The 20,398-nt window shown below is 69.7% G+C and carries 16 protein-coding genes; 9 read left to right on the forward strand and 7 right to left on the reverse strand.

All coding sequences use genetic code 11. The features are described from left to right. Window positions 1-105: 105 nt before the first annotated feature. Complete coding sequence (locus Pmi06nite_RS29115; RefSeq protein WP_203956345.1) at window positions 106-612, reverse strand: monooxygenase family protein; 507 nt, start codon at window positions 610-612, stop codon at window positions 106-108. A gap of 488 nt (window positions 613-1,100) precedes the next feature. On the opposite strand from Pmi06nite_RS29115, the gene Pmi06nite_RS29120 reads away from it, so the two are divergent. Next, a complete protein-coding gene (locus tag Pmi06nite_RS29120) occupies window positions 1,101-4,217 on the forward strand; it encodes a BTAD domain-containing putative transcriptional regulator (protein WP_203956346.1) in 3,117 nt (1,038 codons plus the stop codon). Between the two features lie 86 nt (window positions 4,218-4,303). Here Pmi06nite_RS29120 and Pmi06nite_RS29125 read toward each other — a convergent pair whose 3' ends face one another. The 3 genes from Pmi06nite_RS29125 to Pmi06nite_RS29135 are packed head-to-tail and all read right to left on the reverse strand — an operon-like array spanning window position 4,304 to window position 6,096. After that, complete coding sequence (locus tag Pmi06nite_RS29125) at window positions 4,304-5,266, reverse strand: bile acid:sodium symporter family protein (RefSeq protein WP_308442534.1); 963 nt, start codon at window positions 5,264-5,266, stop codon at window positions 4,304-4,306. A gap of 32 nt (window positions 5,267-5,298) precedes the next feature. Then, window positions 5,299-5,877: a class I SAM-dependent methyltransferase gene (locus tag Pmi06nite_RS29130; protein WP_239114273.1), complete on the reverse strand. Its 579-nt coding sequence runs from the start codon at window positions 5,875-5,877 to the stop codon at window positions 5,299-5,301. 3 nt (window positions 5,878-5,880) lie between these two features. Next, on the reverse strand, window positions 5,881-6,096 hold the full coding sequence (locus Pmi06nite_RS29135; RefSeq protein ID WP_203956347.1) for a 2TM domain-containing protein: 216 nt from the start codon (window positions 6,094-6,096) through the stop codon (window positions 5,881-5,883). A gap of 109 nt (window positions 6,097-6,205) precedes the next feature. On the opposite strand from Pmi06nite_RS29135, the gene Pmi06nite_RS29140 reads away from it, so the two are divergent. The 4 genes from Pmi06nite_RS29140 to Pmi06nite_RS29155 all read left to right on the forward strand — a co-directional run bounded on the left by Pmi06nite_RS29140 (window position 6,206) and on the right by Pmi06nite_RS29155 (window position 11,809). Beyond that, on the forward strand, window positions 6,206-7,003 hold the full coding sequence (locus Pmi06nite_RS29140; protein WP_203956348.1) for an alpha/beta fold hydrolase: 798 nt from the start codon (window positions 6,206-6,208) through the stop codon (window positions 7,001-7,003). A gap of 2 nt (window positions 7,004-7,005) precedes the next feature. After that, window positions 7,006-9,825: an MFS transporter gene (locus tag Pmi06nite_RS29145; RefSeq protein WP_203956349.1), complete on the forward strand. Its 2,820-nt coding sequence runs from the start codon at window positions 7,006-7,008 to the stop codon at window positions 9,823-9,825. A gap of 194 nt (window positions 9,826-10,019) precedes the next feature. Beyond that, complete coding sequence (locus tag Pmi06nite_RS42705; protein ID WP_275409612.1) at window positions 10,020-10,637, forward strand: hypothetical protein; 618 nt, start codon at window positions 10,020-10,022, stop codon at window positions 10,635-10,637. Window positions 10,638-10,912: 275 nt separating this feature from the next. Then, window positions 10,913-11,809 (forward strand): helix-turn-helix domain-containing GNAT family N-acetyltransferase, encoded by an 897-nt coding sequence (locus Pmi06nite_RS29155; RefSeq protein ID WP_203956350.1) that lies wholly within the window; start codon window positions 10,913-10,915, stop codon window positions 11,807-11,809. A 58-nt stretch (window positions 11,810-11,867) separates the two neighbouring features. Here the strand turns inward: Pmi06nite_RS29155 and Pmi06nite_RS29160 are convergent, their stop codons facing one another. Then, window positions 11,868-12,362 (reverse strand): PPOX class F420-dependent oxidoreductase, encoded by a 495-nt coding sequence (locus Pmi06nite_RS29160; protein ID WP_308442541.1) that lies wholly within the window; start codon window positions 12,360-12,362, stop codon window positions 11,868-11,870. 70 nt (window positions 12,363-12,432) lie between these two features. After that, window positions 12,433-13,032 (reverse strand): TetR/AcrR family transcriptional regulator, encoded by a 600-nt coding sequence (locus Pmi06nite_RS29165; RefSeq protein ID WP_239114274.1) that lies wholly within the window; start codon window positions 13,030-13,032, stop codon window positions 12,433-12,435. 82 nt (window positions 13,033-13,114) lie between these two features. On the opposite strand from Pmi06nite_RS29165, the gene Pmi06nite_RS29170 reads away from it, so the two are divergent. Both Pmi06nite_RS29170 and Pmi06nite_RS42880 read left to right on the forward strand, forming a co-directional pair. Further along, on the forward strand, window positions 13,115-13,804 hold the full coding sequence (locus Pmi06nite_RS29170) for an oxidoreductase (RefSeq protein ID WP_308442535.1): 690 nt from the start codon (window positions 13,115-13,117) through the stop codon (window positions 13,802-13,804). Next, the gene (locus Pmi06nite_RS42880) at window positions 13,798-14,016 is read left to right on the forward strand and encodes an SDR family NAD(P)-dependent oxidoreductase (protein ID WP_308442536.1); all 219 of its coding nucleotides are present in this window, start codon (window positions 13,798-13,800) and stop codon (window positions 14,014-14,016) included. The genes Pmi06nite_RS29170 and Pmi06nite_RS42880 overlap by 7 nt, the downstream gene beginning before the upstream one ends. Before the next feature lie 148 nt (window positions 14,017-14,164). Here Pmi06nite_RS42880 and Pmi06nite_RS29175 read toward each other — a convergent pair whose 3' ends face one another. Next, the gene (locus Pmi06nite_RS29175) at window positions 14,165-14,962 is read right to left on the reverse strand and encodes an alpha/beta hydrolase (protein WP_203956353.1); all 798 of its coding nucleotides are present in this window, start codon (window positions 14,960-14,962) and stop codon (window positions 14,165-14,167) included. Window positions 14,963-15,153: 191 nt separating this feature from the next. Here Pmi06nite_RS29175 and Pmi06nite_RS29180 point away from each other — a divergent pair, with 191 nt between their 5' ends. After that, window positions 15,154-17,967 (forward strand): helix-turn-helix transcriptional regulator, encoded by a 2,814-nt coding sequence (locus tag Pmi06nite_RS29180; RefSeq protein ID WP_203956354.1) that lies wholly within the window; start codon window positions 15,154-15,156, stop codon window positions 17,965-17,967. A gap of 113 nt (window positions 17,968-18,080) precedes the next feature. Beyond that, the gene (locus Pmi06nite_RS29185) at window positions 18,081-20,387 is read left to right on the forward strand and encodes a tetratricopeptide repeat protein (protein ID WP_203956355.1); all 2,307 of its coding nucleotides are present in this window, start codon (window positions 18,081-18,083) and stop codon (window positions 20,385-20,387) included. The last annotated feature ends 11 nt before the right edge of the window (window positions 20,388-20,398 follow it).

Here is a 20,398-nt window from a genome sequence, read left to right on the forward strand (position 1 = left end):
AGAGCTTAACGTCGCAGCTTTGGAAGGCGGCGACGCTCACACATATCTGGCGAAAAGCATTCGGGACGCGCTCAGTGATCACCGCCGCCTGCGTTGTCAGAGCGACTAGGACTCGTAGAGGTCCGTCTCGCTCAGGACCGGGCTGCCGTGCTCGGTGCGTCCCAGACGAGCCGCGGAACCGAACATGGGTCCACGAGCGCGCCGGATCCCGGCGAACCGTCCGAACCCGAGCGGCTTGGGCACGTCGTCGTAGACCGCCTCCATGCCGCCCCTGATCGAGTACGTCTCGTGCCAGAAACCGGTTCCGCCCGAGTCCCGCAGGAAGGCCAGCCACCACTCCCGATGCGGCTCGGAGCGGGCGAAGGTGAGCAGCGACGGCAGGTCCCGCCAGTACTGGCGCATCCCCATGTTCATCGGGAAGAACGAGTAGTACACGGGCTCGTGCAGCAGCAGCCCGTCCGGCTTGCCCGCGACCGACTCACTGATCTTCCGGCCGAAGCTGAAGAAGGTCCGGATCCCGTACAGACGATTCACCCGCATGCCGAGGTAAAGGACCATGAGGTCGGGATAGGCGGATAGATCGACGGTCTGCCGGTTAACGCGAGTCGGCATCCAACGCTCCTTATGGCTCGGGTTACGCATAGGCTGGTGTGGGAGGCAGGTCATGTGCCTGCGCAGACGGGTCGTCGCTTTCAAGGAGGTCACGGCGAGCGTAGAAGCGCCTCACCGGCGCCCCAGCCTCAACATACGAATGCGAACTTGACTACGACTGAACGAATATCGAAAGTACTGAACGTCGCCTTCCCTGTCGGCTGGTGTCTGCGTGTAGGTCGCGGCGGACGCGTTCGATCACGCCTTTCCGGCGTTCCGCTCGTTCATTCGACCCGGCTTGAGGTGGCGTGTCCGCCGACCCTTCTGCGACCAATCCTGGACCAGTAGACTCGGTGCACACTGCGGTCCGAAATGGGTCGCAGGCGGACAAATCTGTAATGCCCATCCGGGAGTCGACAGACGTGACTGGGCCAGCCCGTCCCGTTAGGCCCGACGGCGAAGGTCTGTTAGTCGGCGCCGGTTCGCTGCGCCTACAGATCCTCGGTCCGTTGCGGTTGTGGCGCGATGGCGTCGAACTGGACGCCGGCCCCCGACAGCAGGCGCAGCTGTTGGCCCTGCTCCTGGCGCGCGCGGGCCGTCCAGTCAGCACGAGAGAATTGATCGACCTGATCTGGGCCGAGGACCCCCCCGCCAGCGCGCTCAACATCATCCAGAAGTACGTCGGGGCATTGCGGCGGGTGCTCGAACCCGCGGTCCCCGCCCGGGCAGCCGGTACGTACCTGCACCGCCGCGGCGACGCGTACGTGTTCAGCGCCGGACCCGGCACGCTCGACCTCGTCACGTTCCGGGAACTCCTCGAAGCCGCCCAGGCCGCCCTCGCCGAGCAAGCTCGCGAAGTGGCGCTTGACCACTACGTCACAGCGCTCGGCCTCTGGCAGGGACCCGCGGGGGACGGACTTTCCCATGGATCGATCGCGATGCCGGTCTTGGCCGCCCTCGACGACGAGTTCTACGTCGCCTGTGAGGCGGCGGCCGAACTGGCCGTGGCGTTACATCGACCGGAGCGAGTGATCCCGCCGTTGCAGTTGGCCGCGTCGATGGCGCTGTTCCACGAACCCGTACATGCCGGCCTCATCGCCACCCTCGGCGCCGCTGGACGGCAGGCGGAGGCGCTGTCAGCGTTCCACGCGGTCCGTGACCGCCTCGCCGAGGAGCTCGGCATCGACCCCGGCCCGGCGCTGCAGGCCGCGCACCTGCGTGTGCTGACGCAGACCTCAAAGCCGCCGGTGGCGACGAGCACGGAGAATGAGGGTGACCGGGCACCGGCGAGGCAGGCAGCCGGACTGGTCGGCCGGAGCGAGGAACTCGGCGTACTGCGGCAGGCCATCGAGGCGGCGCTCACCGGCCGCACCGGGCTCGGCATCGTCGAAGGCGAACCGGGCGCGGGGAAGACGCGCCTGCTGGAAGAGGCCGCCGCCGTCGCGGACCGGCGTGGCGCTCTCGTCGTCTGGGCTTCCTGCTTGGAAGGCGACGGAACACCATCGATGTGGCCATGGGAGCAGGCACTCACCGTTGTCGTCGACAGCCTGCCCGCGTCGGCGCGTGAGAAGTGGCGGGCCGGCGAACTCGGTCGTCTCCTCGAATCCGGAGACGATGACGCCGCACCGCCGGTTGCCGGCAGCCGTGCCCAGTTCCGCCTGTTCGAGCAGGTCGTCACTGTTATCGGCCAGGCTTCGGCCGAACAGCCGATGCTGCTGGTCATGGACGATCTTCAATGGATCGATGCCGCCTCGCTCCAGCTGTTCGGCCACGTAGTGGGCCGGCTACCCGCCGGCACCGCGATCATCGGCGCCCTTCGCGACCGCGCACCGACACCCGGCTCCGACCTTTCGCGGGCACTGGCCGCGGCCAGCCGGCTGCCCAGCCACCGCAGGATCCGGCTCGGCCCGCTCGATCTGACCGCCGTGGCCGAACTCATCCGCCGCGAGACCGGCCACGAACCCAGGACGGACATCGCCCGCAACATCCACGTTCGCACCGCCGGCAATCCCTTCTTCGTCCGCGAACTGGCGCGGCTTCTCAGCGACCGTGGCGCGCTCGGCGACGGTGACGCATCGGCCCGGGCCGGGGTGCCGTCCACCGTGCGCGACGTCGTCCGCGATCGGATGGCCGGCCTCGACGACGACGCTCGCGACCTTTTGCAGGTCGCGGCGCTGATCGGCCGCGACGTCGAGCTCGGCTTACTCGCCCGCGCCGCCGGTGCAGACGTCGCGGACTGTCTCGAACGCCTCGAACCGCTGCGCGCGCTCGGCCTGCTCGAATCGGAGCCGGAGGACCCGTTCGCGTGGCGCTTCACGCACGACCTGGTTCGCGAATCGGTCACGGAGACCACGGCGCACGGGCGGGCCATCCGGCTGCACCTGCGGGTCGCGGACGCGCTCGAAGAAAGCCAAGCGGATGACGAGTCCATCACCGAACGCCTCGCCTTCCACCTGTGGGCCGCCAGGCCGCTCGCCGACCCGGTTCGTACCGCAGAGGCGCTGAAGCGCGCAGGTCGTCGCGCGGCGGCCAAGCTCGCGTTCGCCGCCGCAGATCGGCACCTGGAATCAGCCGCCCAGATCGCGCGGACCGCCGGGCTCCCGGAACTCGAGCTCTCCGCCCTCTCGCTCCTCGCCATCGCCCCGCGTCGGCAAGCCGGGTTCGGCGGCACGACTTTCGATCTGCTGGAGCGAGCGGAACTTCTGGCCCGCCAACTCGGCCGGGAGGTAGAGGCCGCGGGCCTCCTCTTCGCTCGCCTGTTCGGGGCCTACACCTTCCTGGAGTGGGACCGGGTTCGTCTGGTCCGCCGGCTGTACGACCAAGGGGAGGCGTCCTCCGATCCAGTCGTCCGAGCGTACGGCCGGCAAGCCTGGGGCCTGCACCAGTGGGACATCGGCAACATCGGCGAGGCATACCGGTGCTTCAGCGAGAACAACCCCGCCCTTCTTGACGGGGTCGTCTCCTCGCACAGCGAGAGCCCGATCCGGCGTGACGTCTCGGGTGAGTGGCCCGGTTGGCAGGCCGTCGTGACGGCACTACACGGGGACGCCGAGACGGCGACGGCCATGATCAACAAGTGGAACGGCCCCGATGACTCGTATGCGGTCGCGACCTGGGCCTACTACATCACCATCATCGCCTCGATGGCCGGTGACGCGGGCTGGGTGATGCGCACGATCAACCGGTGGACGGCCGTGGGCACCGGCCGCGCCGCCATGCAGCAGGAGCACTACATCCGGCTGAACTGGTACTGGGCCCGTGCCCTCACCGGCGACGACCCGGCCGGCATCGCGGCGGAGGCCGAACAGCTCGTGGCCGAGACGCTGGTAGACCCGCCGCGGTGGGGCGTCGCGTACCACCAGGGACTGCTCGCCGAGATGTGGTTGGCCGCCGGTAGGCCGGACAAGGCGGCCGTCGCCCTCGACCGAGCGGACCAGGCACTGGAGGCCTACGGCCAACGCTACGCCGAAGGACTTGTCCTGCTGCTGCGGGCGCGCCTGCTCCACGCCCGCGGCGAACCTGCCGAAGTCGTTCGAGCCGCTGCCGAAAAAGCCCGCGACCAGTCCAACGAACGCGAGTCTCACCTCTTCGCCCGCCGCGCAGAGAGGTTCCTTGCCGAGCTTTGATCGCACTGCTCGGCACGAGCGACACCGTCGCGGGGAGCCGCCTTCGGTGTCAGATCACGACATCAGGCCATACGGGCCGAGAAGGGTCACAGGGCGGAGCTCGTTCGAGTTCGACGGCTGATCAACGAGCCGAACCCGGGCGCCGTGAAGAACATGACAATGCCGTACACCGCACCCGGGATGGCGATCTCGGCACTGTTCAACAGCGCCGGGCTCAGTGCGATCGTGATGGCGAGTGCGGTGTTGTGAATACCGATCTCGAACCCGGCCGCGGTGGCCGCGCCGTGATCGACGCCGGCCAGGCGCGGCACGCCGTAGCCGATCAGCAGGCTCACGATGTTGAAAGCCAGCACGGCCAGCCCGACCGAGACGAAATAGTCGACGAGGTTCTCCCGCTCGCCGTACAGCACGGCGGAGATGACCGTGACCAGGACCACGACTGACAGCACCCGGACGGGGAGGTTGAGCCGCTGCGCCACCCGCGGTGCCAGCGCGCGCACGAGCATCCCGATCGCGACCGGCCCGAGCACCATCACGAATACCTGCTGCAACTTGTCGAACTGCAGCCCGAGGGTGGCCCCGCCGGGGAGGAAGTACCCGGCCGAGAGGTTCACCACGATCGGCAGGGTGACCACAACCAGCACCGAGTTGACCGCGGTGAGCGTGACGTTCAGCGCGACGTTCCCGCCGAACAGGTGGCTGAACAGGTTGGCTGTGGGGCCACCGGGCGACGCCGCGACCACCATCATCCCGACCGCCAGTTCCGGCGGGAGCCGGAACGCCACCACCAGGCCGAAGCAGATCGCCGGCAGCAGCACGATCTGGCACAGCAGCGCAACCACGGCCGCCTTCGGATACTGGCCCACCCGACGGAAGTCGTCCAGGGTCAGGCCGAGACCCAGGCCGAGCATGACGATGCCGAGGGCGAAAGGCAGACTGGCCAGGATCAAGGGGGAATCCATGGCGGACATTCTGGGGCATGCTGGCAAGTTCTGGCAGTCCGTGTGGAGCAGCCTGTCGTTGCGCCAGGGGCGCACCTGTTCGCGCATCGCGCTGAGCGACTGCTCGCCGACCTGACCGCTCAGCGGGTGTTGGGGCGACGGCAGTAGTAGACCAGCGCGGGCGGGAGGTTGGCCCACACCGTCCGGCTGACGACGACCTCGTCGAAGCGTGACCGCAGTGATCGCAGCAGCGTCCGCGCGGGTGGTGCCCATCGGGCGTGCACGTACGCGAAGGTGGTGAACACGCCGTGCGACGGCAGCGCCGCGGACACCGAGGACAGCACGTCACGCTGCCTATTCTCGGTGAACGCCGCCCACGGAAGGCCGCTGACCACGACATCGGCCTCGTTGAGCCCGCGCTGCGTCAGCACCGTGGCAAGGCCGGCCGCGTCCGCGGTCACGACGTCGACCGCCGGATGGAGTTCGGCCAACCGCCATGCGAACCGTGGGTTGATCTCGACGGCGATGTGCCGGCCGCGACCCGCGAGGCGCCGCTGGATGGCGCCGGTGAAGGCGCCGGTGCCCGGACCGAGTTCCACCACGACCGGGGAACCGGTCCGGGGCACCACCGCCGTCGCCGCCATGGCCAACGCCGGACCGCTCGGCGCGACCGCACCGACCGTCATGGGGGCGCGCACGAACTCGGCGAAGAACGACACGGCTCAGTACTCGGTTCCGGATTTGGGCTGCGAGTAGACACCCCAGAAATGGAAGGCCAGCCCGATGCCCCAGAAGACGATCGACCACAGGGGCCAGAAAAAGTGGTCGGGGTCGTAGACCCACCACACGATGACCTGAGCCAGATTGCCCAGGACGTAGAAAAGCAGGTGGAACCGCAGGCCCCAGATCCGGGCGCTTTCGCTTTTCGCCGATTTCATGGCCGCACGCTAAATCGGCGTACTGGACGACGATTGAATCGCTCGTTCAGTGATCGTCAAGTGCCCGGAATCAACATTGATCGCAATTCGAGGTGAAAGGTACAACATCATGACGACGACTCGCCGAGCTGTGCTGGCCGGATCCGCCGCGGTCGCGACCGGCGCGCTGCTGGGAACGTCCGAGGCGCAGGCGCTTCCCCGGACGGGAGCCAAGCCCAAACCCACGGTGGTCCTCGTGCACGGCGCGTTCGCCGACGCCTCCGGCTGGAACGGCGTCGCCGCCAAGCTCATCCGCGACGGCTATCAGGTCATCGCGCCCGCGAACCCGCTGCGCAGCGTGGCCACCGACTCCGCCTACCTGGCCAGTGTTCTCGCCACCCTCAGCGGCCCGATCGTCGTGGCCGCGCACTCCTACGGCGGGATCGTCGCCACGAACGCCGCGGCCGGCAACCCGAACGTGAAGGCACTGGTCTACGTGGCCGCGTTCGCCCCCGACGAGGGTGAGTCGCTGCTGGCACTGCAGACGAGGTTCCCGGGCAGCAAGCTCAGCGAGGCAGCGCTGGACTTCCGGCCCTACGGTGAGGGCCTCGTCGACGGCTACATCAAGAAGGAGTTCTTCCACGACGTCTTCGCCGGTGACGTACCGAAATCGACCACCGACCTGATGCACGCCGGCCAGCGGCCCGCCGACGCCCGCACCCTCGGGGAGCCCTCCGGAGCCCCGGCGTGGAAGACCATTCCCTCCTACTACCTCGTCGCCAGGAACGACCAGGTGCTGCCCGCCGAGGCGCAGCGGTTCATGGCGCGGCGGGCCGGGTCGCAGGTGCGCGAGGTCGGTGCCTCGCACGTCGCGATGATCTCCCAACCCGCCGTGACCGCCGACCTCATCAAGCACGCGGCCCGCTGATCATGTTCGTCAGCGCGTACGAAGGCCAGTGCGCCGCCGAGGAGAAACGGCACACCTTCGCCGAGAAGCCCGCCGTCAACCCCAGGCTCGCTCTGTTCGCGCTGGCACTGGGCACCTTCGCGATCGGCACCGGCGAGTTCGGCAGCAACGGCATCATCCAGCTCTTCGCCGCCGACCTGGACGTGTCGATCCCGGTCGCCACATACGCGATCACCGCCTACGCCTTCGGGGTGGTGATCGGTTCTCCGCTGATCACTCTGCTCGCCGCCCGGGTCAACCGGCGCACGCTGCTGCTCGGCCTGGTCGTGCTCTTCCTGGTGGGCAATGGGCTGTCCGCGCTGGCGCCGAACATCGTGCTGCTCGTCGTCTTCCGCTTCGTCGCGGGCAGCGTGCAGGGGGCGTTCTTCGGCGCCGGGGCGGTCGTCGCCGCGTACGTGTACGGGCCGGGCAAGGGCGGCAAGGCGTTCGCCACCGTGATGGGGGGACTCACCGTCGCCACCATCGCCGGGTCGCCGCTCGGCACCTTCATCGGCCAGCACGCCGGGTGGCGTGTCATGTACTGGACCGTGGTCGCCGTGGGCCTGCTGGCCGGCATCGCCCTGGTGGCCTGGTTGCCCCGTACCGACGACCTGCACGGCAGCCCCGTCAGGAGCGAGCTGAACGGCCTGCGCCGGATCAACGTCTGGCTGATGGTCGCCGTCGCCTCGCTCGGCATCTCCAGCATCTTCGCCGTCTACACGTTCATCGGCCCCTTCGTCACCGACGCGGCGCGGCGGGACGCTGCGCTCATCCCCATCGCCCTGGCCGTCTTCGGCCTCGGCATGGCGGTCGGCAACTACCTCGGCGGGCGCGTAGCGGACCGGTACAAGCACCGGGGTCTGATCTGGGGGTACGGCGGGGTCCTGGCGCTGTTGGTGCTGATCGGCGTGGCGGGCGGCGATCTGCTGGTCCTGCTGCCGTGCCTGTTCGGCGTCGGCGCGACCATGATGTTCGCGATCCCCACCATCCAGGTCAGGCTGACCGGCTTCGCGCCGGACGCCCCGACCCTGATGGGCGCGCTCAACCTGGCCGCGCTCAACCTGGCCAACTCCCTCGGCGCGATCGGCGGCGCGGTCACCCTGGAGGCAGGCTGGGGCACCTTGTCCACCGTCTGGGCCGGTTTCGTCTTCACGTCGGCGGGTTTGCTCCTGTACGTCGTGACCGTCGCCCGGCCGAAGCGCCGCCGTCCGACCGGACCGGCCCTCGACGACGAGCAGTTCCGCCGCCTTGCCGGATACGGCGAGGAGGAGCATGTCGAGGCCGGCCGGAACCTGTACACCTCCGGCGACGACTCCTACGACTTCTTCCTGCTCCGGACGGCGACGGTGGACATCGTCCGGGACGCGACGGCGATCGAGCCGGAACGCCTGATCTACCGGGGCGGCCCCGGAGACTTCCTCGGCGAGCTCAACCTTCTGACCGGACAGCAGGTCTACCTGACCGCCCGGGTGACGTCCGCGGGGGCGGTCATCCGGATCGGGGCGGCGCGACTGCGCCGGGCCCTTGCTGAGCAGGACGACATCGCCGGACTGCTGCTCGCAGCGTTCCAGGAGCGGCGCGAGGTCTTCCGCGCGGCGGCGGGCGGCGCTCTGGAGATCGTCGGCCGGCAGGACTCCGCGGAGACCCTGGAACTGCGCGGCTACGTGACGCAGATGCTGCTGCCCCACACCTGGCGAAGCGCCACCTCACCCACCGGGCGCTCCCTGATGACCTCGGCCGGGCTGACGGAAGCCGACCTCCCGGCGGCCGTCGCCAACGGTTCGGTGGTGCGGCGCGCGACGCCGAGAACAGTCGCGCAGACGCTCGGCCTCACGTACCGGGACGGCGGAGGACCGGTCGACCTCGTCGTCGTGGGTGCCGGTCCCGCGGGCCTGGCCGCCGCCGTGTACGGGGCGTCGGAGGGCCTGGTCACCGTGCTGCTGGACCGGAGCGGGCTCGGCGGCCAGGCCGCCACGAGCGCCCGCATCGAGAACTACCTGGGCTTCCCGGACGGGGTCAGCGGCGTGAACCTGACCCACCTGGCCATGGTCCAGGCCCTCAAGTTCGGTGTACGCATCCACTCGCCCTGCGCTGCGAAGGGCCTCGACCTGTCCGACGAGCGGCGGCCGGTCGTCGTCCTGGAGGACGGGGTCCGCGTCGAGTGCCGCGCGGTGATCGCCGCCACCGGCGCCCGATACCGGCGTCTGGACATCCCCGGATGGGCGGCGTTCGAGCAGTCCGGCTGCATCCGGTACGCCGCGACCGAGCCGGACGTCCGGGGCTACGAGGGCCGGCCGGTGACCGTCGTCGGCGGCGCCAACTCGGCCGGGCAGGCGGCCCTGTCCCTCGCCGCCCGCGGCGCGACGGTCGATCTGGTCGTCCGCGGCCACGACCTCGCAGCCCGCATGTCGTCCTACCTGACCGACCGGATCCAGGCCCATTCCCGGATCCGAGTCCACACCGGCTGCACGGTCAGCGAACTGGCCGGTGACGGCACCATCACGTCGGTCGTCGTCGAACGGCCCGGCGAGCGGCCGCAACGGCTGGCCAGCCGTGCGCTGTTCTGCTTCGTCGGCGCCGACCCGGTGTCGGGCTGGCTGACCGGAGTGGCCAAGGCCGAGGACGGGTTCGTGCTCACCGACGTCGGGCTACCCGCCGGATCGGCCTTGCCGTGCCAGACGAGCTCACCCCGGGTCTTCGCGGTCGGCGACCTCCGCTCGGGTTCGACGAAACGCGTGGCCACGGCTGTCGGCGACGGCGCGAGCGCGGTCTCGTCCGTCCACGCCGCGCTCGCCGGAGACTGACGTACGGCGACCGGCGGGGACTGACCCGCGCCGGCCGGTGACCGGCTGAGTCACCGTGGCTTCCTGGTGCCAGCACCCGGCTGAATGGGGGCTGGCACCTGGTGATCTAGGTGCTGACACCGATGACGCGAGCCCGGATATCGAGCACGCTCAGATGCGTCAAGATCCGTCATCTCCGCAGGAGGTCACGCCACATGATCATCAAGTTGCCCGGAGGACGCACGATCGGTGTCTTAGCGGTGGGCGCGCTCGCCGGCTCGCTGCTCACGGTCGGCGGAATGGCCACCGCTTCCGCTGCCCCGACCCCGGTGATCTACGCCTGCGTCAACAAGGCCACTCGCGCCGTACGGATCGTGTCGGCCGGCACCAAGTGCAGCAGCACCGAGACACGTACGTCCTGGAATCAGAAGGGGCCTCAGGGCCCGAGGGGAGCCACCGGCCTCAAGGGTGCCACGGGACCGAAGGGTGCCACCGGGCCGAAGGGTGCCACCGGCGCGAAGGGCGCCACCGGGCCGGCAGGTCCGAAGGGCGCCACAGGCGCGCGGGGTCCCGCGGGCCCGCCCGGCGCCGCCGGACCGCTCGACGTCCAAGCAGTGCAGTCGCGGATCGCCAACGGGGCCGGGCAAGTGAACTGCCCGCCAGGGATGGTCGCGACCGGCGGGGGATTCGCGGTCCCGTCCGGCGTCGAGGTGCGCTCGAGCGGTCCCGCGATCGCTGGCGGCGCCGCGGTCGGTTGGTCGGTGACTGTGGCTTACGCGCCCGGGGCTGGGCAGCCCACCGGTGTCATCTCCGTCATGTGCCTGAAGGGCTGACCTGAGTCCCAGGTGCATGGCCGAGGGGACAGCGGCACTGACGGCATCATCCCCACACGACCTGAACAGCCCGAACGCCCCGAGCCGATCGCGGCCGGGGCGTTTTTGTCTGGGTTCGACGGCAACGCTGACGACAGCGCGCCTTTCATCAGAGGAGCAAGTCATGGGCCGGTGGGCTCCTACGACCTCGAAAGGCGGGTGTCTCGGCTCAGAACGCACTCGCGGTAGGGGAGCATGTTTGCGGCAGTTTCATATGCCTGACTAAAGTCAGGTATATGAAAGCGGAACTCATCGCCGCAGCGCGGCGGTTCAACCGGACGGTCACACAGCGGGTCGGGGCGCTCGACGACGAATACATGGCCCGCGGACGACCCCTCGCGCAGGCCCGTCTGCTGTGGGAAATCGGCCCCGGCGGCGCCGAGGTCGCCGTGCTACGCGCCCGGCTCGGGCTGGACTCGGGGTACCTGAGCAGGCTCCTGCGCACCCTCGAAGGTGACGGGCTCGTCACCGTCGGGCCGGCCGACCAGGTCGGTGGCGACGCGCGGGTACGGGCCGCCGTGCTCACCGACGCGGGCCGGGCCGAGTGGGCCGAGCTCGACAGGCGTTCCGACGAGCTCGCCTGGTCGATCCTCGAGCCGCTCACCGAGCAACGCCGCGAACGGCTCGTCGCGGCGATGGCCGAGGTCGAGCGGCTGCTCATCGCGTCGATGGTGGTCATCGAGCCGTGCCCTCCGAGTGACCCGCGGGCCCGGGCGTGCGTGCGGGCCTACGCCCGGGACATCGCGCGACGCTTCGACGATGGGTTCGACCCGGCACTGAGCAACCCGGTCCACGACGAGGAACTCGTCCCACCCGCCGGCGTGTTCCTGCTCGCCACCCTCAACGCCGAGCCCGTCGGCTGCGGCGCGGTGAAGCTCCACCGCGACGCACCCGCCGAGATCAAGCGCGTCTGGGTGGCGGACTCCGTCCGCGGGCTCGGGATCGGGCGGCGGATGCTGGACGAGCTGGAACGATACGCCGCCGAGCGTGGCTGGGCCGCATGCCGGCTGGATACCAATGGCAACCTCACCGAGGCGATCGCGATGTACCGCTCGGCCGGCTACCGCGAGATCGAGCCGTACAACACCGAGTACTACGCCCACCACTGGTTCGAGAAGCACCTCGCACCGTGACGGCACCTCGTCGCCGGCGTCCCGGCCGGCCGTGGGGCAGGTCGCCGGACGATCTGGATCACGGCGTCACCTCGATCCCGATCCAACGGTCACGGCCACCGCGGAACTGGTTCCACCAGAACACCAGCCGAGCCGCGGGATACCTGCGTGACATGAGCCTTCGTACTCGGGCCGTCTCTGTCTCATCCAGGAGCCGGGCCGTGCCCTTCATGCTCGATGTGCCCTCGGCGACGCGCCCCCTGCCGTCGCACGGTGTGACCACGACGGACGTGTTGTTACGGAGTCGTTTGACCTTGCCGCTGTCCCGTGCCGTCAGCACGAACAACTCGTCGCCGTCGACGACGAACCCGACCGGGGTGGGGACGGCCTGGCCGTTCTTACGGAAGGTGATCAGACTGATGTGCCGACCGCGGATGGTCTCGTCGAGCCAGGTCATGCCCACCCCGCCGTCATGGCGAAGGTGGCGCGCGTCGACTCTTCGGCCATCGTCCAGCGGTGGCGCCTGGGCATGTCGGGCGCCGGTCCGTGGCGTCGAGGCATGGTCCCTCCAGATTAATTCGGGGCGCTCGTTCCGGTTAGGACTCTACCGGAACGTGCGCCCCGCTTAATCAAGGGGCTTGTGCTCAAGCACTCGCATCCGTGGCTCCATCGGGGGACGCGTCTGGCGCGGCCAGGCCGGCCCGGATCACCGGGTAGACGCGGTGCATCAACTCGCTGTCGCCGCGGAAGCGCCGCATCGCCTGCAGGCCGACGATCAGGGTCTTGATGTCGGCCACATCCAAATCAGATCGCACGGTCCCTGCGCGCTGGGCCTGGGTGAGGATCTCGGCCATCATCCCCGTGAACTCCTTCTCGGCGTCGGGCAGGGCCGCAGCCAGGTCGAAGCCGATCCCTGCGAAGGCCTCAGTGAGCCCCAGATCGGTCGCGCCCTGTTCGGCCATATGGAACAGGAACGCGTACAGCCCTTCCCCCGGGTCGGCTGCCGCCTGTTCGCGTGCCCGCTCGACGACCTGCTGCAACCGGTCGGCCACGATCGCCTGGAACAGCGATTCCTTGGTGGGGAAGTGCCGGTACACCGTGCCCGCGCCCACTCCCGCGCGGCGGGCGATCTCGTCGATCGGGACGCCCGCGCCCTCTTCGGCGAACGTCTCGTAGGCGACCTGCAGCACACGAGCGCGGTTGCGGGCGGCGTCCGCGCGTAGCGGCCGGGATTTCTCAGTCACAACAGGTCTCCTTGACAAGCGGGGCGCGCGTTCCGGTATGTTCCTAAGCGGAACGAGCGCCCCGATTGTATCTGGAGGAACCATGCCCCGACAGCGGTGGACGACCGCCGACGTGCCCGATCAGCGGGGTCGTGTCGCCGTGATCACCGGAGGCAACACCGGCATCGGCTTCGAAACCGCCAAGGTGCTCGCCGCGCGCGGAGCGTCCGTGGTCCTCGCCGTACGGGACATGGACAAGGGCAAGCGGGCGGCAGCCGAGATCACCGCAGCCATCCCGGACGCCGACGTCACGGTGCAACGCCTCGATCTCGCTTCGCTGGCTTCGATCCGCGCGGCCGCCGACGAACTGCGGGCCACCCGTGACCGCATCGACCTGCTGATCAACAACGCCGGCATCATGTACGCCCCGCGAACGACCACGGCGGACGGCTTCGAGTTGCAGTTCGGCGTCAACCACCTCGGCCACTTCGCTCTCACCGGGCTGCTGCTCGACAAGATGCTGCGCATCCCCGGCTCTCGCGTCGTCACCGTCAGCAGCGCGGGTCACCGCCAAGGTGGACCGATCGACTTCGACGACGTCAACTGGAGCACCCGCGAGTACAGCCGCGTCGCCGCATACGGAAACTCCAAACTGGCCAACCTGATGTTCACCTACGGACTCCAACACAGGCTGTCCGGAAAGGGGGAGACCGTCGCCGTCGCGGCGCACCCCGGAGGATCGGACACCGGAGGATCCAGAACGTCGGTCTCGCGGCAGTCCGGCCGTTGCTGATCCAGCCCGCCGCGATGGGGGCGCTGCCCTCGCTGCGCGCCGCGACCGACCTGTCCGTCCAGGGCGGCCAGTACCTGGGTCCCGACGGATTCCAGGAGAGCAGGGGACACCCGAAGGTCGTCACGTCGAGCGCCCGATCCCACGACGCCACCGCTCAACGTCGCCTGTGGACGATCTCAGAGGAACTGACCGCGGTGACGTTTCCGGTGTGACTCACGCAGGTCGAAGCCCAGCACCAGTTCATCAGCGGCCCGCACCTAAACTAAGTGGATCATGGATGTGCCGCGGTCTTACCGTGAGCCATGGAACTTCACCCGGGCACACTTTTCGGTCCCGCTCCTCGAAGGGGTGGGGGCGGTCCTACAGAGACTGCTGGCGCAGCCAGGTCAGCGTGGTGTCGGCGACGTCGCGCCAGCCCGCGTCGATGGTCAGCGAGTGGCCCCGGTCGGGGAATGCGGTGATGTCGGTGACGGCGTCGGAGTGCCGGTACTGCTTGAGCGTCGCGCGGACGACGGTCTCCGGGACGGTGTGGTCCTTGCCGCCGGTCATCAGCAGCAGCGGGCCGCGTGACTGGTTGTCGGTGTCGACCTTGGCCGGTGAGTGCGGGTTGAAGTTGGCGGCGGCCGCCTCGAACAGTGGCTTGCCGGGTGCGGGGATCGTCCATCTCTCATACAGTGTGTCCGACTCGGCCTCGGAGATGGCGTTGCCGAACGCGAACCGGAACTGCTCGGCGGTCAGCGAGACCGCACGGTGCTTGTTGGCGGGGTTCTTGAACACCGGCAGCGTGGCGCGCAGCGCGGACAGGGGGAGCGGCAGGACGCCCTTGATCTGCGCGGCGTCGATCGCAACGGCGGCGCGGGCCAGGTCCTGTCCGAGCAGCTTCTGCGCGATCATTCCGCCGAAGGAGTGGCCGACGAGGATCGGCGGGGCGTCCAGGGTGCGAATGATCCCGGCGAAGTGTTCCACGACGTCGTCGATGCCGTGGTCGGCGATGCTTTCGGGGTTCTCGCGCGCCTCGGCCACGGTATCGGGGTCGCCCGGCCAGCCGGGGGCGGACGGCGCGTAGCCCGCGTCGCCGAACATCTCGATCCAGGGGGTCCACGACGTGGCGTGCAGCCACAGCCCGTGAATGAAGATGACGGGGATCGGTTTCGTCATGGTGCCCTCCAGGTGTGTTCTTGTCTGTCGCAGCAGGAGAACACCGGCACCGGAGGCTTCGTATCAGGGAAAGGCCACAGTCCCCCGCGTCGCTTGCCACAGGCGGTGTGGTTTCCTAACGTCGGAGCGCATGAGACCTTCCGCCCGTTTTCCGGCGGAATGCTCATGTCGGAGGTGACAAGCAGCGCTCCGTGACGACTGGCACTGGGGGGTTCGGGCACGTGGACCCTGATGCGGTGGACGAGTTGTTCGTGGGCCGTGCGCATGAGTCCGCCCGGCTTCGGCACTGTGCGGGCAAGGTCAGGGCAGGAGACTCCTGGCTGGCCGTCGTCGAGGGCGAGGCCGGGATCGGCAAGAGCGCCCTCGTGCGCAGGTTCGCCGCGTCACTGGACGACTTCACGATTCTCCGGGCGATCGGCGACCCATCGGAGGCCGACCTGCCGTACGGCGTGATCGGACAGCTGACCCGGCATGTGGACCGAGCGGTGCTGGAACAGTTCCCCTTGCTGGCCGAGAGTCCGCCCGCGGGGACGAGTCCGCACGTGGTCGGCGGGCAGTTGCTCCTCCTGCTGGGCGCGTTGCAGGAGTCCGGCAACCCCGTCGCCGTCATCGTGGACGACGTCCAGTGGGCGGACCGGCTGTCGGTCCAGGTGCTGGGCTTCGTTCTGCGCCGTCTCTGGGCGGACCGGGTCCTGACGATTCTGGTGACCCGGCCGGAAGCGGAGGCGTCCGGTGAAACCCTGGAGAGGCTGCTGCGCTCGTCGGAGCGGACGGTGAAGGTCGATCTGGGCGGACTCGGCGGCGGCGAGATCGCGCAGTTGGCGCAGGCCCTGATCGAAGGCCGGTTGGCGCCGGGCCTGGCCGACCGGCTGCACGCCTACACCCGAGGGCACCCGCTGTACGTCCGGACGGTGCTGGCGGAGATTCCCGCCGACGTGCTGCGAGACGGTGCGCTGGAGCGCTGGCCCGTCCCGCGATCGCTTCAGGTCGGGATCAGGGCGCAACTGGACCGTCTCCCACAGGAGTCCCGCGACCTGCTGGAGGCCATGGCGGTGCTGGACGCGCAGGTTCCGCTGTCGGTGGTCGGCCGGCTCGCCGATCTCCCGGATCCGGCTCGCGCACTCGGGCCCGCCCTGGCCGCCGGGCTCGCGCTGTGGTGGCCCAAGGAACCTCAGAGCCCCGTCGCCCTGGTGCACGCGCTCCAGCGCGACACGATCTATGACGCGCTGACCCCCGAACGGCGTCGCTTCCTGCACGTCGGTGCGGCTGCGCTCGTGAGCACGGCCGCCAGCTGGGCCCATCGGGTCGCGGCGGCCGCGACCATCGATGCCCGGCTCTCCGACGAGCTCGACCGGTCCGGAATGGAGGAGGCGGCGAGCGGACGCAACGCCGTGGCCGCCACCCGCCTGCTGTGGGCCTCGTCTCTGTCGGCCGACCGCGCGGATCGCGAACGACGGCTGCTCACCGCCTGTGCCCAGTCGCTGCTCACCATGCAGCCCGGCTGGGCCGCGAACCTGCGCCGGCAGGTGGAGGACTGCTCGCCGGGGCCGCTGCGCAGCTGCGTCCTGGGGACCCTGGACATGATGGCGGGCCGGTTCGCCACCGCCGAGGCGCACCTCACCCAGGCATGGCAGGAGGCTCTGTCGCTCCCGGAGCCCGGCTGGGTCGCCGTACTGGCCGGCACCTTCCTGACCAACATCATGCTCTGGCGCGGGCGGGGCGCCGAGACGGTGGAGATCGCCCGCCGCACCCTGACGATAGGCGATCTCGACCCGGCGACGACCGACTTCACCCGCGCGGCCCTGGCGACCGGCCGGCTCTGGCACGAAGGTCCGCGCGCGGCATTGCGGGACCTCGCGCATCTGCCGGTCCAGGGCACCACGGTGGGCAACCACAATCTCGACACGCTGGCCACGCGCGGCGTCCTGCGTCTGTTCCTGGGCGAGCTCTCCGCGGCGCGCGCCGATCTCCAGATCGTGGCGCAACGCGACCAGCAGGGGGCCGGATCCAAGTTCGGCCCCCTGACGATCTCCCTTCTGTCCGTCGTCCACTACGTCGCCGGCGACTGGGACGAGAGCGAGTCCACCGCGGAGCGGGCTCTGGCCGTCGCGTCGTCCCAAGACCAGCTGGCGGGCGAGGCCCCGGCCCGTTTCGCGGCCGTCTGCGTCAAGGCCGGCCGGGGGGAGTGGGACATCGCACAGCGACACCTCGACGACCTGGCGCGGATCGCGCAGTCCCTCGACTCGGCAGCCGAGATCGTCTACTCGTCCCTGGCGGCTGCGACCGTGGCACAGGCCAGGGCCGACTACCCCACCTTGCTGCGCTCGCTCCGGCCGCTGCTCGACGGGACGGCCGAAGACGGCGGGTTCCGCCTGCTGGACAAGCCCTTCTGGCTGTGGCAGCAGTCGCTGCTCATCGAGGCGCTGACCGGCACCGGACGGGTGGACGCCGCGGTGGTGGCACTGCGTGAACTGCGGGCGGCCTACGACGGCGACGGTTACCTCGGGGTCGTCATCGCCAGACTCGACGGTCAACTCGCCGAAGCCCGGGGCCGTCCGCGCGACGCCCTTGCGATCTATGAGCAGGCCGTCGCCGCCGAGGGGGACACCGACACCGCGCCCCTTTACCGGGCCCTCGTGGAACACGCCTACGGAAGGCTTCTCCTGGCCACCGGTTCCACGTCTCGACGGGATGCGGCAGCGTGGCTCCACAAGGCCCACGGCCGTTTCAGCTCGCTGCGCGCCGTGCCGTTCGTCCGGCGGTGCGAGGCCGATCTGTCCGCGAGTGGGCTCACGGCCTTCAACCGGGATCCCAGCCGGCTCTCGGCGCTGACGGAACGCGAGCTCTCGGTGGCCCACGTCATCGCGAGCGGACGGACGAACCAGGAAGCCGCGGCGGAGCTCTACGTCAGTCAGAAGACGGTCGAATACCACCTGTCCCATATCTACGCCAAGCTTGGCATCTCCTCCCGCCGCCACCTCGCCGAAGCGCTCAGCTCTCCGTGAGCCTCGCCCGGCCCGACCCTAGTACCGACGACTAGGGATCGTCCCTAGCGTCCCGGTCGGGCATCGGTGCTTCCCTTGATTGAGGAGATCGCCGCTTCAGCGGCCTCCGGCTGATGCACGCTCGCACGCGCAAGGGGGTCCCCATCGCCGATCCACTCAGCTTCGCGGAGGTGTTGCGCCGCCATCGGCACGCGGCGCGTCTCACGTTGGAACAGCTCTCCGACGCCTCGGGGGTCAGTGACCGAAGCCTGTCCAACATGGAGCGGGGACGCAGCAGAGGACCTCAGCACCGGACCGTCATCGCCATCGCGGACGCACTCGCTCTCGATGAGAGCGCCCGCAAGCAGTTCGTCGAACTGGCGCGGGACGGTCGTCTGCGGGACCACTGGACCCGATCAACCGGTCTGTGCGCGCTACCCCGATCCGTCGGCGACTTCACCGGCCGGGCGGCGGAGCTGGCCTGGACGAACGATCTGGTGCACGCCGGCGCCTCGCCGGGGGCGGCCGGCGTCGGGCTGATCACCGGCCCTGCCGGTCTGGGGAAGACCACGTTCGCCGTTCGCGCCGCCCATGCCCTGCGGACCGATTTCCCGGACGGGGTGTTCTTCCTCGATCTGTTCGGCATGTCCCCGCACTCCGTCGCCGCCGGGGAGGCTCTGGCGCTGCTGCTTCGTGCGCTCGGCGTCGCGGATCACGAAGTACCCAATGACGTCCCCGATCGTGCCTCCTTGTACCGGTCAGCGCTTGAGGAGAAGCGCGTTCTGGTGGTGCTCGACAACGCCGCCTCCGAGGAGCAGATCCGGCCGTTGCTGCCGAGCGGCGGCCACGGCCGGGTCCTGATCACCAGCCGCCGGCTGCTGGCTGGTCTGGAGGGGGTGCGCAGGCTCAGCCTGGGGCCCCTGCCCGTGGCGGAGGCCACCGAACTGCTGACCGGGATTTTGGGCGGACGCTCCGCATCGGACGGCGAACCGGCGCTGACGCAGCTCGCGCAGCTGTGCGGCGGCTTGCCTCTCGCGTTGCGGATCATCGGGAACCGGCTGGTCAGCCGTCCCGGCTGGAGCGCCGCCGAGCTCGTCGCCCGGCTGGCGAACGAGGAACGCCGGCTTGAGCAGCTCAGTGCCGGCGACCTCAAGATCGCCAATGCGTTCGGGATGTCGTATGAGCAGCTCGCGGCGTCAGCGCGACAGGTCTTCCGCCGGCTCGCCCTGGTGCCGGGCCGGGACTTCGACGCCGCTCTGGCCTCGGTCGCCGGCGGGATCTCGGTCGAGGACGCCTGGGACGCCCTCGACGAACTCGTCGACCTCGGCCTGCTGCAGGACGGCACGTCGGGCCGGTACCGCTTCCACGACCTGGTCCGGCTGTTCGCCCGCGACAGGCTTCAGGCGGAGGACGCCGCGGCCGAGCGCGACGCTCTGATCGAGACGGTGACGTCGTGGCTGCTGCGGATGGCCACCACCGCCGGGCGGTGGTTCGAACCCGCCTACGGCCGTCCCGACCGGCTTGACGCCGACCTCGCCGACCTGTTCTCCCCGGAGCAGGCTGACCGCTGGCTGCGCGTGAACGTGGACAACTGGCTGGGCGCGCTGCGCCACGCGGCGAGCGGCGGCCTGCACTCCGCCGTCCTCGACTGCGCCGAGTCGATGTACTGGTTCTCCGACCGGTGGATGCACGCGCCGTACTGGCAGGAGGTCTTCACCCTCGGCGCGGAGGCCGCCGCCGCCCTGGGCGATCCGGCCCGCCAGGCCACGCAGATGAACTTGCTGGCCTGGGTCCATCTGATTCCGCGAGACGACCCGGAGACCGCACTGCGGTACACAGCCCGGGCGATCGACCTGGCTACCCGCAGTGTCGCCACGACGCAGATCGCCTCGGCCCACCACCACGCGGGAGGCGCGCTCCGACGGCTCGGCCGGCTCGATGAGGCCATCGCGGCGGAAACCCAGGCGGCGCGGATCCACAAGGCCAACGGCGACATGGACCGGTACTGCCACTGTCTCAGCGCCCTCGGCACCTGCCTTCGCGACGCCGGAAGCCACACCGAGGCGCTGGAGCAGTACCTCGACGTGCTGGCCCTGCTGAACGACGACCGCTCGGGGGTGACGCCGAGCGTCGCGGCGTTCCTCCGGCCGATCGTGCTTGCCCGCGTCGGCGAATGTCTGGGATCGCTCGGCCACCGGGGTGAAGCGATCATCAAGCTCACCGAGGCGATCGGCCTCATGGAGCAGGCTCGGCTGCCCGTCCCGCAGGCCCGTTCCCTGGAGACACTGGCGGCCCTGCTGGCCGACGAGGGCCGGACCGGGGAGAGCCGCCATGCCTACGCGCGGGCGGCCGAGGTGTATGAGGACGTCGGCGACGCCGAGGCGAGCAACCGCTGCCGCGAGCTTGCGGCCGCTTCTCCTCAGCCGCCGCAAGCCGGTTGAGCGCGAACTTC

Source organism: Planotetraspora mira (assembly GCF_016863275.1).
Lineage (GTDB): Bacteria > Actinomycetota > Actinomycetes > Streptosporangiales > Streptosporangiaceae > Planotetraspora > Planotetraspora mira.

Coding starts and splice junctions, on each gene's coding strand:
- Pmi06nite_RS29140 (WP_203956348.1), top strand. CDS start 6,206: ATGACGACGACTCGCCGAGCTGTGCTGGCCGGATCCGCCGCGGTCGCG.
- Pmi06nite_RS29185 (WP_203956355.1), top strand. CDS start 18,081: ATGCACGCTCGCACGCGCAAGGGGGTCCCCATCGCCGATCCACTCAGC.
- Pmi06nite_RS29145 (WP_203956349.1), top strand. CDS start 7,006: ATGTTCGTCAGCGCGTACGAAGGCCAGTGCGCCGCCGAGGAGAAACGG.
- Pmi06nite_RS29135 (WP_203956347.1), bottom strand. CDS start 6,096: ATGAAATCGGCGAAAAGCGAAAGCGCCCGGATCTGGGGCCTGCGGTTC.
- Pmi06nite_RS29170 (WP_308442535.1), top strand. CDS start 13,115: ATGCCCCGACAGCGGTGGACGACCGCCGACGTGCCCGATCAGCGGGGT.
- Pmi06nite_RS29175 (WP_203956353.1), bottom strand. CDS start 14,962: ATGACGAAACCGATCCCCGTCATCTTCATTCACGGGCTGTGGCTGCAC.
- Pmi06nite_RS29155 (WP_203956350.1), top strand. CDS start 10,913: ATGAAAGCGGAACTCATCGCCGCAGCGCGGCGGTTCAACCGGACGGTC.
- Pmi06nite_RS42705 (WP_275409612.1), top strand. CDS start 10,020: ATGATCATCAAGTTGCCCGGAGGACGCACGATCGGTGTCTTAGCGGTG.
- Pmi06nite_RS29115 (WP_203956345.1), bottom strand. CDS start 612: ATGCCGACTCGCGTTAACCGGCAGACCGTCGATCTATCCGCCTATCCC.
- Pmi06nite_RS29125 (WP_308442534.1), bottom strand. CDS start 5,266: ATGCGCGAACAGGTGCGCCCCTGGCGCAACGACAGGCTGCTCCACACG.